Raw genomic sequence first — 14,870 nt, forward strand, 5'->3', positions numbered from 1 at the left:
GCACATCCCACCCCCCCCTTCACCAAGCGCACCCTGGCCGCACAGGCCATGGGCCATGTCGATCCGGTGACGCGGGCGGTGGTAGCGCCGCTCCATGTCTCGACGACGTTCCTCCGCGATCCCGACAACGGCTACAGTTCGGGCTTCTCCTATGCCCGGCCGGACAACGCCACGACCCGCGAGGCCGAGGCCGTCATCGCCATGCTGGAGGAGGCGGAGGCCGGCGCGATGCTGTTCGGCTCCGGCATGGCGGCGGCGACCGCCGTCTTCTCGGCCCTGGAGCCCGGAGACCACATCGTCGCACCCTTGGTGATGTATTGGGCGCTCAAGCGCTGGCTCCAGCAGGAAGCGCCGCGCCGGGGCTGGGGCCTCGACTTCGTCGCCATGGACGACCTCGACGCCCTGCGCGCCGCGATCAGGCCGGGCACGACGAAGCTGGTCTGGGTGGAGACGCCCGGCAATCCGCTCTGGACCATCACCGACATCGCCGCCGCAGCCGAGATCGCGCACGCGGCGGGGGCGCGTCTGGCCATCGATTCCACCGCCGCCTCGCCGATCCACACGCGGCCCCTGCGGCTCGGGGCCGACATCGTCATGCACTCGGCCACCAAGATCCTGAACGGGCATTCCGACGTGGTCGCCGGCGTCCTGGCCTCGGCCCGCGCCGATGGGTTCTGGGAGCGCATCGGCGCGATCCGGGCCGGCGGCGGGGCGATCCTCGGGCCGTTCGAGGCCTATCTTCTGATGCGCTCGCTGCGGACCCTGCCGCTTCGCGTCGCCGCGCAATCGGCTTCCGCCGCGGACCTCGCCCGGCGCTTCTCGGCGCATCCGCGCGTGGCCTCGGTGCTCTATCCCGGCCTGCCGGGCGATCCCGGCCACGCGGTGGCGGCGCGGCAGATGGAGGGCGGCTTCGGTTTCATGCTGTCGATCCGGGTCGCGGCCGGCGAGGAGGCGGCCATCGCCACGGCGGCGCGGGTGCGCCTGTGGAAGCGCGCCACGTCGCTCGGCGGCGTCGAGAGCCTGATCGAGCATCGCGCCTCGGTGGAGGGGCCGGGCACGCCGTGTCCGCCCGATCTCCTGCGGCTCTCCGTGGGAATCGAGCATGTGGACGACCTGTTCGCGGATCTCGACGTGGCGCTGGGCTGATTTCCTCGTCGGTTCTTGGTGCGATCCCGCCCTTCGCGCATTGTGCGAGGGACGGACCGCCGCCGGGCGGTCGCCGCGATGCGAGCGAGGACGACCCAATGCGATACCCTGTTCCCCTCCTGACCGGAGCCCTCGCGCTCGTCGCCCTCACGAATGTGGCCCCGGCCGCCGATGGGCCGCCCAAGCTCGACGTTCAGGCGACCTGCAAATCCTCGGTCCGTGCGGAGGCCAGCGTCAGCGACAACGCCACCGTCGAGGGCTGCCTGCGTTCGGAGGAGGCGGCGCGCAAGGAAGCCCAGCGCCGCTGGGGCGATTACTCGCCGGCCGCCAAGACCCAGTGCGAGAAGCAGTTCCAGGCCGGCGGCTTCCCGTCCTACGTGGAGATGGTGACCTGCCTCGAACTGGCCAGCGGCACGGTGCCGACCCAGGGCACCGGACCCGGCGCCGATACCAGCTCCGGCGCCCGGCGTGAGAAGCCGGACGGCAATGCCGGTGCGGCCACCGCCGAGCCCAGGCCGAGCCAGCGCACCAACCCGATCGAGGTGCTGGAGAAACCCTAGCTTATCGGGGCTCCCGCCGGTGCCTGCTCGAAGGCCCGGATCAGTGCGCCTCACACCGGACCTCGGTGGGCCTGACCTGCGGGGCAGGAACACTGAGGCGTGGCATGACATGCGGCCGCCGTCTCTCGGCGTCGATCGACCGGGTCCATCCGGACGAGGTCATCGCGTTTCGCGAAGCCACTTCCAGACGTGCTGCACCGTCCCCTGACCGCTGATCTGCTGAACCACCCGACGCTCGACCCGCCAAGCCTGGGGTGGCGCGCCGAAGCGGTTGCGGAAGCTGCGGCTGAGCTGCGAGGCACTGCTGAAGCCGAAGACCTCGGCCAAGCGGGCAAGGGTGCGCGTCTCCATCGGATCGGCCAGCGCGTCGCGCATGGCCTTCAGGCGCTCGCCCTGCACGAAGTGCATCACGCCTCCTTCCGGCTCGAACAGCCGGTAGAGCGTGGCCCGCGAGACCCGCATCTGTCCGGCGACGAAGGCGGGCGACAGATCGGACCGGGACAGGTTTTCCCGCACGATCATCCTGGCCAGCGCCATCAGGCCGCCGTCGAGTTCGCGGCCTTCGAGCACGTCCTTGGCCCGCGAGGGATCGAGCAGGCGGCGCAGGAAGCCAACGAACTCGACGGCGAGAGCCGGGGCGTCGTCGGGGCGCGTGGTCGGCAAGCGGCGGTAGAGGTCCAGAATGCGTGCGGCGAGCAACCGGTTGCGGGCCGCATCGAAGAGCATGTCATGGTCCTCGAGCGGTAGCCCGTGGAGGTGGGAGCAGGGGATCACGATGCCGGTCGTATCGGCCCGGTCGAGCATGCCATCGAGCAGATGACGGCGGCCGATGAAGGTCACGGTGCCGGCCGAGGCCGAGACCGCTTTGCCGGCGACGGTGCCCTGAAAGCGGCCGGACCGGTAGAGTTGGACGATGTACTGGTCGGAACCGGCATCGACACGTCGGCGATCGCGCTGGAGCCGCTGGGTCGAGAGCAGGGTGCGATGAGCGACGAGGTCGTCGATCGGGTACGCGATGTTGGTGCCGAAAGGCAGGACGGCGGATCGCGTCGTCGGACTGACCTCGTACATCGGCGCCAGGAGCGTGCGCCATTGCTCGAAAGCCTCTCCGGGAGGCAAGCCCGACGTCGTCAGGCAGAAGTACGGCAGGCCCGGTTCAGCCCTCGTGTCGTCTGCACCCAACGAGCCAAATCCTTCGTCACCCGACCCGTCCGAGCCCCGACGTTAGGCATGAAGTCCTTGATGAGGCAACCGAAATGGATGTTGGGGGTCCGTGGAGCGTAAAAGGGTCGCAAGCGGGCGGATGACCTCTCCGGGCGACACCGCGCGCCCGCATCCACGGCAAGATCGGATCGGGTTCGGACCTGGCTTCCAGCCTCTCGCCCCTTCGTCGCCCCTTCGGCCTCATCGCGGCGCGGAGAGGCCGGTTCCTCAGCTCGCCCAGGCTTCCTGATGGAGGCGCAGGCCCCGCTCCTCGCCCCGGCGGACCGAGGCCAGGTCGAGGAGTTCGGGGGCGCGGTCCGTGTCGTCGATGGAGAGGAACAGGCCGTTCCTCTGCGAGGCACGGCCGAAATCGGCGCGGCTGGTCAGCACGCTGAAGGCCGGGCTCGTGAGGAGCGCGAGGGCCACCGGCCCCATCCACAGGGCGAGCCAGGGATCGCCGGCATAAACGAGCAGGCCGGCGAGCAGCGCACCCGCCACGAGGGCGTCCACCTGCAGGCGAATCGCCTCGGACCACGGCACCCGACGGTCGTCGCGCACCTGCGAATCCCAGCGCACCACGCGGCCGATGAAGGTGGTGGCGACGGCACCCGCGGCAAAGACCGTCATGACCGGCCAGAGCAGCACCCAGACGATTTGTTCGAGCACGGCGCTCTTCAGCAACGAGGCGGTGCCGCCGAAGGCCGCGCGGCGGGTCGGCGAGGCCAGGACATGGCCGAGGCTGAGGAGCTTCGGCAGGGCCATCACGACGACGACGAGGGCGGCCAGCGCATGGGCGGCGAGGCCCGTCCCGGTGAGCCCATAGGCCAGGAGGCCGAGATCGCCGGTGACGGCGGCCTGGATCGAGGCGGCGGCGAGGAACAGCACCCAGAGCGGGCAGGCGAGGTAGGACAGGATGCCGACGATGAGGTGCCAGCGGCTCGCCGCCCGCAGGCCCGGCAGGGTGGTGACGCGCAGGTGCTGCATGTTGCCCTGGCACCAGCGCCGCTCGCGCCCGAGGAGATCGACGAGGTTCGTCGGCATCTCTTCCCAGGTGCCGCCCATCTCCGGCAGGAGGCGGACCTCCCATCCGGCCCGGCGCAGGAGCGCTCCTTCGACGATGTCGTGGCACAGGATCTCGCCGCCCAGCGGCGCCTTGCCGGGCAGCACCGGCAGTTCGGCATTGTCGGCGAAGGCCGCGACCCGCAGGATCGCGTTGTGGCCCCAATAGCTTCCATCCGCGCCCTGCCAGGTCTCGAGGCAGCGGATCGACAGCGGCGCGTAGAGCCGCACGGCGAATTGCTGGATACGGGCGAACAGCGTGTCCCGGCCGGTGGCGTAGGAGACGGTCTGGATCAGCCCGACACGGGGGGCTTCCTCCATCAGCCGGGCGAGGCGGCGCATGGCGGCGCCGGTCATCAGGCTGTCGGCATCGAGCACGATCATGAAATCGTACTCGTCGCCGTAGCTCCGACAGAACTCCGCGATGTTGCCGGCCTTGCGGCCCGCATTGTCCTGGCGCCGCCGGTAGCGGAAGCGCGGCAGGCCGGGGCCGTTCAGGCGCGCCCAGGCCTCGATCCGCGCGAATTCATGCTCCTCCACCGCCGCGATGGCGCCGTCGCGCGTATCGGAGAGGACGAAGATGTCGATATCGGACCCGTCGCCGCCGCCACGCTGGAGCGAGCGGGCCATGACGCGAAGGGCGGCGAACACCGCCACCGCATCTTCGGCATGGATCGCCACCACGGCCGCCGTGCGGCTCAGGCCCGAGGCGGTGGCCGGCACCGTGGCCGAGCGGATCTCGATCGCGGATTTGGCGGCATCGCCGAACGCGACCGCCACGAGTCCGTAGACGTATTGCCAGGCGACGAAGGATTGCCACGCCATCACGAGGCCGAACAGGACCAGCACGGCCCAGCCCAAGGCGCCGTCGGGGCGTCCATAGGCGGACACGGCGAGCCACGCGATCGCCGCCGCGGTGGCCAGGGTCGGCACCGCCAGCAGGAGCCGCCGCCACAGGAGCGACGGCGCCTCGAACGAGGGCGTCTCGCTCGGCCGGCTCGCCGGAATCACCGGGTCCGGGATTCCGGCTTGGGATGCGTCGTGCGACAACCGGGTGATGGACATGGGGCGATGGACACTCGATCAAGGCTGAGATGGGCCGTCATCCGTCACGACACGAAGGGCATCGATGACACGGGACGACGGTGGAGACGAGCGTTCGGGACGCGAGCCCCTCTCGCGGCGGCAGACCTTGCGAACCGCGCTCGGTCTGACAGCAGGCATCATAATGCCTAGTGCCGTCGACCTGAATACCGCCAGAACGATGGCCGCCGACACTCTCGACCCACCGCGCGACGCGCCGATGACCTTCGAGGGCGTCGTGGCCCAGGCCCGCCGCCTCGCGGCCTCACCTTACCGGCCCGCTCCGGACGATCTCCCGGCCCCGCTCGCCGGCCTCAGCTACGACGGCTACCGCGCGATCACCTTCCGCCCCGACGCGGCCCCTCGCCTCGGTGGTTCGTTCTCGCTGCAGCTGTTCCATCGCGGCTTCCTGCAGAAGAAGCGCGTCGCCCTGTTCCTCCAGCCGCCGGACGGGCCGCCGCAGCCGATCCTGTACCAGTCGGGCCTGTTCGATCTCGGCTCCGACCTCGCCGGGCAGGACTTTTCCCGCGATCTCGGCTTTGCCGGCTTCCGGCTGCATCACGCCTTCGACGATAGGAAGCCGGCTCACCAGGAGGAATTCCTGGTCTTCCTCGGCGCCTCGTATTTCCGGCTTCGCGGAAAGACGCAGGAATACGGCCTGTCGGCGCGCGGTGCCGCGATCCAGACCGGCGGTCCGGGAGCGGAGGAGTTTCCGGACTTCACGGCGTTCTGGATCTGCGAGCCGAAGGCCGAGGCCCGCGCCGTCACGATCCTGGCGCTCCTCGATTCGCCGAGCCTCGCGGGCGCCTACCGCTTCGTGGTCGAACCCGGCGAGACCTCGCGGATGGTCGTCACCGCCTCGCTGCATCCCCGCGCCGCGATCCCGCGTCTCGGCCTCGCGCCGCTCACCAGCATGTTCTTGCACGGAGCGAACGGTCCGGGCGCGCGCGGAGCCGCGCCCTTCGACGATTTCCGGCCGCAGGTTCACGATTCCGACGGGCTGGTGGTGGCGACCAAGGACGACCGCCTATGGCGTCCCTTGAGCAACGGACGGCGCGATCCGCAGATCTCGGCGTTCCGGGTCGATCCCCTCGATGGGTTCGGACTTCTCCAGCGCGAGCGAAGCTTTGCCGCCTATCTCGACGTCCAGGCCCGACACGAGGCCCGGCCCGGCCTCTGGGTCACGCCCCAGGCGGGGTTCGGCGCCGGGGCGGTGCAGCTCTTCGAGATCCCGTCCCGCGAAGAGTACATGGACAACATCGTCGCCGCCTTCGTGCCGGCCGCACCCGTCACGGCGGGAAGCGCCCTCGACCTCGCCTACACGCTCGCCACCATCGGGGCCGAACCGGACACCGCCGTACTGAGCGCGCTCGCCCGGGTGGTCTCCACCCATGTCGGTTCGGCCGAGCGCCTGCGGCCGACCACGCCGCCGAGTCCGGAGCGGCGCCTCTACGTCATCGATTTCGAAGGACCGGGCCTGCCCACCGGCCCAGACGGTGACATCGCGGCCGAGGTCTCGGCCAGCGCCGGCGCCATGGTCGATCCGGTGGTGGAGCGGGTGCCCCAGACCGGGGGCTGGCGCCTCTACGTGGAATGGCGTCCGCCGACGCCGCTGCCGCCCGGTGACGTCATCCTGCGCGCGCGCCTCATGCGCGGCGGGCGTCCGATCAGCGAGACCTGGGACAACGCCGCCTGATCGCCGATTTCACGACTTGGCGAGTTGCCGCAGGGATCGGAACGGGAGCACCGGTCGGGGATTCTCAACTTGGAACACCACCAAGTTGCGGAGCCGCCCGGTTCCCTCAAGGCCTTAGAAGCGCCTCGGGGCGCGGCATCCGCCATCCCCCGGAGCAGCACCCTTGGCGATCGAGACCCCCTACCTGCGCTACACGCCCGCCGTCGAGACCCCTGACGCCGACGAGGCCGAGACCAGCCGGTCCCTGAACGAGACCATGCGCTCCATCAGCGAGACGACCCTCGCCCATGGCGGTCATGCCATCCGCAGCGTCCATGCCAAGGCGCATGGCGCCTTGAGGGCCGAGTTGGAGGTGGCGCCCGGCCTATCCCCCGAACTGGCGCAGGGCCTGTTCGCGCAGGCGGGGCGCTACCCCGTGGTGATGCGCTTCTCGACCATCCCCGGTGATATCCTGGACGACAGCGTCTCCACTCCGCGCGGCGTGGCGATCAAGATCGTCGGTGTCGAAGGCGAACGGCTGGAGGGGTCGGAGGGGGACGCCACCCAGGATTTCGTGCTCGTCAACGGGCCGGCCTTCTCGGCGCCGGGACCGAAGCAGTTCCTGGCGACCCTGAAGCTCCTCGCCAAAACCACGGATCGGGCGGAGGGGCTCAAGAAGGTCGCCTCGGCGGCGTTGCGCGGCGTGCAGAGCGCGGTCGTGGCGGCCACCGGTTCGCCGAGCCCGGCCCTGGCGACGCTGGGCGGACAGCCCGAGACGCACATTCTGGGCGACAGCTTCTACAGCCAGGTTCCGCTGCGCTTCGGCGATCACATCGCCAAGATCGCGCTCGTCCCGGTCTCGCCGGACCTGACGGCGCTCACCGACAAGCCGCTGGACGACACGAGCGCCCCCAATGCGATCCGCGAGGCGGTGCTGGCGCATTTCCGCCGCCATGGCGGCACCTGGGAGTTGCGGGCGCAGCTCTGCCTGAACCTCGACGACATGCCGGTGGAGGACGCCTCCGTGGTCTGGTCGGAGGCAACGAGCCCCTACCGCACCATCGCCACCCTCACCGCCGCGCCGCAGACGAGCTGGAGCGAGGCCCGCGCGGCTTTCGTCGATGACGGCCTGTCGTTCAGCCCGTGGCACGGGCTGGCCGCGCACCGGCCGCTGGGCGGCATCATGCGCATGCGCAAATCGGCCTACGAGATGGGCAAACGCTTCCGGGCCGAGACAAACGGCCGCCGCATCGAGGAGCCGAGGAACCTCGACTCGCTCCCGGAGTGATGCCGGACGTTGCCGTGATGCGACAGGGCGGCGGCGATGGTCGATGCGGGAACATCTCGCCATTGACCCTCCCGTTGCGGCCGACCTAGCCTGACGATGACGGTTCCCCCTCGGGGGATCAAAAGGGAACGCGGTTAGGATCTTGCGTCCGATGCCGCGGCTGCCCCCGCAACTGTAAGCGGCGAGCCCATCATCAACACGTCACTGGAGGCTCCGGCCTCTGGGAAGACGATGAGAGGGCGGTGACCCGCGAGCCAGGAGACCTGCCGTCAGTCGTGGTCACACGCGAAACGCATCGGGCGGGGTGTCCCGGTGGGGTGTCGGGGCGTTCGCATGTCGCGAACGCATCGGCTTCGTTCGCGGTGACGTGCCACTGCCGTCGCCCGAGGTTTCGCCCGTGTCTGCCCATCCTCCACGCGCTCTCCATCCCCTCCTCGTCCTCGCGCTGCTGACATCCGCGTCACCGGTCCTCGCCCAGTCCGGCGCGGCGACCATCGCCGAGGCGACCCTCGACGAACTTTCCGTGGCCGCCGACATGCGTCCGCCCCCCGCTGCCGGTCCCGGCCTCGGCGGGGCCACGGGTGGAGCCGGCGGGGCCGAAGCGTTCGGCGCCCTGTCCGCTCCCGCGCTGACGTCGAGTTCCGGCGTCATCACCGGCAAGGCCCTCAACGACCGGCCGGTCACCCGCCCCGGCGAGGTACTGGAAGCCGTGCCCGGCCTCATCGTCACGCAGCATTCCGGCGAGGGAAAAGCCAACCAGTACTTCCTGCGCGGCTTCAACCTCGACCACGGCAGCGACATCGCCATCACCATCGACGGCATGCCCGCCAACATGCGCACCCATGGCCACGGCCAGGGCTATGCCGACATCAACTTCCTCATTCCCGAACTCGTCGGCGCGGTGGAGTTCCACAAGGGCCCGTATTTCGCCCGCGACGGGGATTTCGCCTCCGCCGGTTCGGTGCGGATCGACACGATCGACGCGGTGCCCCGCCCTCTCGCGCTCACCTCCCTCGGCAGCTTCGGCTACAAGCGGGCGCTCACCATCGCCTCCGCGCCGCTGGGGGAGGGGACGCTCCTCGCCGCCGGCGAGGCTCAGGTCTATGACGGCCCCTGGGTGGTGCCGGACGCCATCCGAAAGCTCAACGGCGTGCTGCGCTACAGCCAGGGCACCGCCCTCGACGGGTTCTCCCTCACCGGCATGGCCTATTCCAACCGCTGGACGGCGACGAACCAGATCCCTCAGCGGGCGATCTCCGAGGGCCTGATCGGCCGCTTCGGCACCCTCGACCCAAGCGATGGGGGTAATGCGAGCCGCTTCTCCCTGTCGGGCCGCTGGAGCCGGTCGGACGACGGCGGCGTCACCCGCGCCAGCGCCTACGTCATCCGCTCGAATCTCAACCTGTTCAACAACTTCACCTATTTCCTCAACGATCCGGTCAATGGCGACCAGTTCCGCCAGCTCGACAGCCGCACCGTCGCCGGCGGCGAGATCGCGCGGGTGTTCAATGGTGAGCTGTTCGGTCTCGCCATGGAGAACGAGATCGGCGTGCAGGCGCGGTTCGACGACATCCATGTGGGCCTGTTCAACACGCGGGCGCGCACCTCCCTCTCCACCGTGCGCGACGACCGCGTGCAGGAGGGCAGCGCCGCCCTCTACTTTGAGAACCGCCTGCGCTGGACCGAGTGGCTGCGCACCAGCGTCGGCCTGCGCGCCGACGCCTACGACGCCACCGTGAGATCGAACAATCCGCTGAATTCGGGCCATGCGCGGGACGGCATCGTCAGCCCCAAGCTCGGCGTCGTGTTCGGCCCCTGGGCCGAGACCGAGCTGTTCGTGAATTACGGCGAGGGTTTCCATTCCAACGACGCCCGGGGCGCGACCATCACGGTCGATCCGGGCAATCCCCTGTTCCCCCTCGACCGGGTGCCCCTGCTGGTGCGCTCGGTGGGCTCGGAGGTCGGCATCCGCAACCGCTCCATCGCCGGTCTCGAGTCGACCGTGACCCTGTTCCAGCTCGATTTCGATTCCGAGAACCTGTTCGTGGGTGATGCGGGCACCACCGAGCCGAGCCGCCCGAGCCGGCGCACCGGCATCGAGTGGACCAACCACTACGCGGTGACGCCCTGGCTCGCTCTCGACGCCGACCTCACCGTGACCCATGCGCGCTTTGCCGACCGCGACCCTGCGGGGAGCCGCATCCCCGCCGCCCCTACCGCCATCGCGGCCGCCGGCTTTACGCTGGGCGAGTCGCTGGGCTGGTTCGGTACGCTACGGCTTCGCTATTTCGGCCCACGCCCGCTCATCGAGGACAATTCCGTCCGCTCGAAGCCCACCACCCTGGTGAACGGCCGCATCGGCTACAATTTCGACAACGGCGTCACGGTGCAGCTCGACATCCTCAACCTGCTCAACGTCAAGGCGAGCCAGATCGATTATTTTTATGAGTCGCGGCTGCGGGGAGAGCCCGCCGGCGGGGTGGCGGACACGCATCTGCATCCGGTGGAGCCGATGGCGGTGCGGTTGACGGTGGCGGGGCGGTTTTGAGGAATGGGAGCGGGTTGCGGGCAGCCAAGCCGCTCTCCGGTCATGCTCATGGCAGCGATCCGGGCCGGAGATACGCGAACATGTGAGGCACATAGTCGGCTTTGCCGAGCGCGATGCCGTGATGTCGCAAGATGGCGTAGGCGGTGATGACGTGGAAGTAGAACTGAGGCAGAGCCCAATCCCGAGCGTATTGTTCGCCGCTCATATCGAACGTGATGTTGCCCGGAAGCTCGATCGTGATCTGCAGGGTCGCTCCGGAATCGAGGGCATTGTCCGAGAGGCTGTCCAGACGCGCCAATGCGTCGGCGATGCGAGCCCGTGCATCCGCGATTGAGCCGGGCACGTCGCCGGCATTGCGCCCCTCGGCCGCCACGGCAGCAAGCGATTGGGGAATATCTTCGCCGCGAAGGCGGAACGTCGCCTCCTGAGCTTGGTAGGTGGCAAAACACACCTGTGACGCTAACGGGTACATATCCGGTGCCAGACGCGCCGATAGCAGACCATTGGCCGGATCCACCCTCTGATGCTCTGCCTTGTCCAGCAGCCCGGCCAGCGTCCGCAACATGTTCCTGTAGGTCGGTACCAGAAGGTTAGTCAGCGACATAATCAGTCTCGCGTCGACGGCTACTTCAAGGCCTATCCTATTTCCCCGGGAGCGAACACCATGAGTCGACGCTTACTTTTTCCCATTCCGGCCTCCTACGGCCCCACCCGCTTGCGCACCACCATCTCCCCCTTGAACAAGAACTTCTGCGCGCGCTTGCCCGTATCCACCTCCGTGGTGAACACGTTGCCCTTGCTGTCCACGGCGAGGTTGTGGACCCAGTGGAAGTCGCCGGCCATGCGGCCGTTGCGGCCGAAGGCGCCGAGCACTTCGCCGGTGTCGCGCTTGAGGGTGCGGACCTCGTTGTTGGCGCCGTCCGCATTGAGGAGGTAGGTCTGGTCGGGGTCGGGCCAGAGGGCCAGTTCCCAGACCGAGCCGTTGGCGCGGGTGTTCTTTTCCACGAAGAACTCCTTCACGAAACTGCCGTCGCGGCGGAACACCTGGACCCGGTCATTGGCCCGGTCGCAGACATAGACCAGCCCGTCGCGGGCGATCTGGACGCAATGGACCGGGTTGCGGAATTGCTGGGCCGGCGCGGCGGCCGGGTCGTAGGCGGGCAGCGCTTCGTCGGTGGGCGGCTTGCCGTAGGCGCCCCACATCCGCTTGAACGCCCCGGTCTCGGCATCGAACACGATGACCCGGTGGTTGTAATAGCCGTCGGCCACGAAGAGCTCGTTGGTCTCCGGGTCCACCTGCATGGCGGCGGGGCGGCCAAGGCGGGTGGTGTCGAGGCTGTTGGTCTGCGGCCCCTGCTTGCCGATCTGCAGGACGAATTTGCCCTCCGGCGTGAATTTCAGGATCAGACCGTCCTGCTCGCCGTTGCCGGCGAGCCAGACGAAGCCCTTGTGGTCGATATGGATGCCGTGCTCGTTCTGCGGCCAGTCATAGCCTTCGCCCGGCCCGCCCCATGACCGGACGAGGGTGCCCGCCTGGTCGAAGACCAGCACGGGAGGGGCGGGGTGGCAGCATTTGGTGCGCGGCGGCGTGAGGCTCGCCGCCTTCTCGTCATCGGTCAGCGAGCGGGGCCGCTGCACCACCCAGATCCGGTCCTCGGCATCCACCGCGACGCCGGAGGCCTGGCCCATGATCCAGTCGTTCGGCAGGGGCTTGGGCCAAGCCGGATCGACCTGGAAGGTCGGGGGTTCCGCCGAGGCCGCCCCCGCGAAGGCGACGACGAGCGCGGCCAGAGCAAGCCTGAGCCTCATGCGATTCTCTCCCTGACCCGTTTGTTCTTTCGACAAGTCTCCGCTGCGACGAACCCCATGTCCATGGCAGGCAAGCGTGTTCGGCGTCCGCTTTCACGACAATCGGTATCGACACGGGGGGCTTTGTCACGAACACCTCGGCCCGGGAGCCCGGCGGGGCGGCCGGATGCGGTTTGACCACGCTCCGGCCCGGCCTGTAGACACCGCGGCCCCTTCACGCGCGCGAGGATTCCATGGCCGCCATCACTGCAACCATCGCGGCGGAGCTCAAGGTCGCCGAGCGGCAGGTCGCTGCGGCCGTCGAGCTTCTCGATGGCGGGTCGACGGTGCCGTTCATCGCGCGCTACCGCAAGGAGGTCACCGGCGGCCTCGACGATTCCCAGCTCCGCGATCTGGAGGAGCGCCTCGCCTATCTGCGCGACCTCGAGGCGCGCCGCGCCGCCATCCTCGACAGCATCGACGGCCAGGGCAAGCTCGACCCTGCCTTGAAGGCCCGCATCCTCGCCGCCGACACCAAGGCGCGCCTCGAAGACCTCTACCTCCCGTTCAAGGTGAAGCGCCGCACCAAGGCGCAGGCCGCCCGCGAGGCCGGGCTCGGCCCCCTCGCCGAGGCGCTGCTCGCCCATCCCGAACGCGCGCCGGAACAGGCCGCCGCCGCCTTCGTCGATGCGGGCAAGGGCGTCGCCGATGTCGAGGCCGCGCTGGAGGGCGCGCGCACCATCCTGATCGAGCGGTTCGGCGAGGACCCGGAACTGGTGGGAAGCTTGCGCGACACGGTCTGGCAGCGCGGCCGGATGACCTCCACCGTCAAGAAGGGCAAGGAGGCGGCGGGCGAGAAGTTCGCCGACTATTTCGATTTCTCCGAACCGCTCACGCGCCTGCCCTCGCACCGCATCCTGGCTCTGTACCGGGGCGAGAAGGAGGAGATCCTCGACCTCGACATCACCGATGCCCCCGGCGACGTGGCCGAGAAGGGCGTGCCCTCCTGGCAGGAACTGCGCATCGCCCGCGCCTTCCGCATCGGCGATCACGGCCGGCCGGGGGACCGTTTCCTGATGGAGACCGTGCGCCGGACCTGGCGCACCAAGCTGAAACCCGCCCTCGACACCGACCTGCGCGGACGCCTGAAACAGGTGGCCGAGACCGGTGCGGTGAGCGTCTTTGCCGGCAACCTGCGCGACCTGTTGCTTGCCGCCCCCGCCGGTGCCCGGCCGACCCTCGGCCTCGATCCGGGGTTCCGGACGGGGGTGAAGGTCGCGGTGGTCGACGCCACCGGCAAGGTCGCGGCCACCGACGTGATCTACCCGCACGAACCGCGCCGGGACTGGAACGGCGCCCTCGTCGCGCTGGCCAAGCTCTGCCGCGCCCATAAGGTCGAGCTCATCGCCATCGGCAACGGCACCGCCTCGCGGGAGACCGACAAGCTCGCCGCCGAACTCATCGCCAAGCAGCCGGAGTTGAAGCTCACAAAGGTGATGGTGTCGGAGGCCGGCGCCTCGGTCTATTCGGCCTCCGCCTATGCCAGCGCCGAATTGCCGGGCCTCGACGTGACCCTGCGCGGGGCGGTCTCCATCGCCCGGCGCCTGCAGGACCCGCTCGCCGAACTGGTGAAGATCGAGCCGAAGGCCATCGGCGTCGGCCAGTACCAGCACGATCTCGGCGAGGGTCAGCTCTCCAAGGCCCTCGATGCGGTGGTGGAGGATTGCGTGAACGGCGTCGGCGTCGACGTGAACATCGCCTCCGCGCCCCTGCTCGCCCGCGTCTCCGGCCTCTCCGAGCGGGTGGCGGCCAACATCGTGACGACGCGGGACGAGAAGGGGCCGTTCCGCACCCGCGCCAGCCTCAAGAAGGTCGCCGGCCTCGGCCCCAAGGCCTATGAGCTCGCCGCCGGCTTCCTGCGCATCCGCGACGGCGACGATCCCCTCGACGCGTCGGGCGTGCATCCGGAGGCCTATCCGGTGGTGCGCCGCATCCTCGCCGCCGCCGGACAGCCCATCCAGGCCGTCATCGGCAACGGCCCCGTCCTGAAGAGCCTCGACCCGAAGCGCTTCACCGACGAGACCTTCGGCCTGCCCACGGTCACCGACATTCTGTCGGAATTGGAAAAGCCCGGCCGCGACCCGCGCCCGGCCTTCAAGACCGCGACCTTCCAGGAGGGCGTCGAGAAGATTTCGGATCTCCGACCCGGCATGCGCCTCGAAGGTGTCGTGACCAACGTCGCCGCCTTCGGTGCCTTCGTCGATATCGGGGTCCACCAGGACGGCCTCGTCCACATCTCGGTCCTGGCCGACCGGTTCGTGAAGGATCCGCGCGAGGTGGTGAAGCCCGGCGACGTGGTCCAGGTGCGCGTCGTCGAGGTGGATGCCAACCGCAAGCGCATCGCGCTCAGCATGCGCTCGGAGGAAGCGGGCGCGGCGCGACCGGGGCGACAGGAGGAGCGTTCCTCCTCACGCCCCCAGCAGAGACCCGCGCCGGCCCCGGCGCCACGCGGCCCGGCCC

10 protein-coding genes and 1 riboswitch are annotated in these 14,870 nt (G+C 69.4%); of the genes, 6 read left to right on the forward strand and 4 right to left on the reverse strand.

Going from position 1 to position 14,870, the window contains the following annotated elements:
- The first annotated feature begins 33 nt into the window (after positions 1–33).
- Together FV220_RS20140 and FV220_RS20145 are read left to right on the forward strand one after the other, a co-directional pair.
- Entirely contained in the window at positions 34–1,146 is a 1,113-nt protein-coding gene (locus FV220_RS20140; RefSeq protein WP_246689499.1) for an aminotransferase class V-fold PLP-dependent enzyme, read from the forward strand.
- A gap of 98 nt (positions 1,147–1,244) precedes the next feature.
- On the forward strand, positions 1,245–1,706 hold the full coding sequence (locus tag FV220_RS20145) for a hypothetical protein (RefSeq protein WP_018045965.1): 462 nt from the start codon (positions 1,245–1,247) through the stop codon (positions 1,704–1,706).
- Positions 1,707–1,865: 159 nt separating this feature from the next.
- Here the strand turns inward: FV220_RS20145 and FV220_RS20150 are convergent, their stop codons facing one another.
- Together FV220_RS20150 and mdoH are read right to left on the reverse strand one after the other, a co-directional pair.
- Entirely contained in the window at positions 1,866–2,888 is a 1,023-nt protein-coding gene (locus tag FV220_RS20150) for a helix-turn-helix domain-containing protein (protein WP_238254226.1), read from the reverse strand.
- A 249-nt stretch (positions 2,889–3,137) separates the two neighbouring features.
- Positions 3,138–5,033 (reverse strand): glucans biosynthesis glucosyltransferase MdoH, encoded by a 1,896-nt coding sequence (mdoH, locus tag FV220_RS20155; protein ID WP_147833011.1) that lies wholly within the window; start codon positions 5,031–5,033, stop codon positions 3,138–3,140.
- A 238-nt stretch (positions 5,034–5,271) separates the two neighbouring features.
- On the opposite strand from mdoH, the gene FV220_RS20160 reads away from it, so the two are divergent.
- From FV220_RS20160 to FV220_RS20170, 3 genes are all read left to right on the forward strand, one after another.
- Positions 5,272–6,747 carry a glucan biosynthesis protein gene (locus FV220_RS20160; RefSeq protein WP_056148875.1) on the forward strand — a complete coding sequence of 492 codons (1,476 nt, stop codon included), beginning with the start codon at positions 5,272–5,274 and terminating at the stop codon, positions 6,745–6,747.
- Between the two features lie 163 nt (positions 6,748–6,910).
- Positions 6,911–8,014 carry a catalase family protein gene (locus tag FV220_RS20165; protein WP_056148804.1) on the forward strand — a complete coding sequence of 368 codons (1,104 nt, stop codon included), beginning with the start codon at positions 6,911–6,913 and terminating at the stop codon, positions 8,012–8,014.
- An 83-nt stretch (positions 8,015–8,097) separates the two neighbouring features.
- A riboswitch (cobalamin riboswitch) is annotated at positions 8,098–8,300 on the forward strand.
- A gap of 111 nt (positions 8,301–8,411) precedes the next feature.
- Complete coding sequence (locus FV220_RS20170; protein WP_147833012.1) at positions 8,412–10,562, forward strand: TonB-dependent receptor; 2,151 nt, start codon at positions 8,412–8,414, stop codon at positions 10,560–10,562.
- 46 nt (positions 10,563–10,608) lie between these two features.
- Here FV220_RS20170 and FV220_RS20175 read toward each other — a convergent pair whose 3' ends face one another.
- Both FV220_RS20175 and FV220_RS20180 read right to left on the reverse strand, forming a co-directional pair.
- The gene (locus tag FV220_RS20175; RefSeq protein ID WP_147833013.1) at positions 10,609–11,166 is read right to left on the reverse strand and encodes a DUF1993 domain-containing protein; all 558 of its coding nucleotides are present in this window, start codon (positions 11,164–11,166) and stop codon (positions 10,609–10,611) included.
- A gap of 95 nt (positions 11,167–11,261) precedes the next feature.
- Positions 11,262–12,371, reverse strand: a complete 1,110-nt coding sequence (locus FV220_RS20180) for a hypothetical protein (protein WP_056143777.1) — start codon at positions 12,369–12,371, stop codon at positions 11,262–11,264.
- Positions 12,372–12,604: 233 nt separating this feature from the next.
- On the opposite strand from FV220_RS20180, the gene FV220_RS20185 reads away from it, so the two are divergent.
- Positions 12,605–14,870: Tex family protein (locus FV220_RS20185; protein ID WP_147833014.1), on the forward strand; the 2,266-nt coding region annotated here is incomplete at its 3' end.

This window comes from Methylobacterium sp. WL19 (assembly GCF_008040005.1).
GTDB lineage: Bacteria > Pseudomonadota > Alphaproteobacteria > Rhizobiales > Beijerinckiaceae > Methylobacterium > Methylobacterium bullatum.

Coding starts and splice junctions, on each gene's coding strand:
- FV220_RS20145 (WP_018045965.1), top strand. CDS start 1,245: ATGCGATACCCTGTTCCCCTCCTGACCGGAGCCCTCGCGCTCGTCGCC.
- mdoH (WP_147833011.1), bottom strand. CDS start 5,033: ATGTCCATCACCCGGTTGTCGCACGACGCATCCCAAGCCGGAATCCCG.
- FV220_RS20160 (WP_056148875.1), top strand. CDS start 5,272: ATGACCTTCGAGGGCGTCGTGGCCCAGGCCCGCCGCCTCGCGGCCTCA.
- FV220_RS20175 (WP_147833013.1), bottom strand. CDS start 11,166: ATGTCGCTGACTAACCTTCTGGTACCGACCTACAGGAACATGTTGCGG.
- FV220_RS20180 (WP_056143777.1), bottom strand. CDS start 12,371: ATGAGGCTCAGGCTTGCTCTGGCCGCGCTCGTCGTCGCCTTCGCGGGG.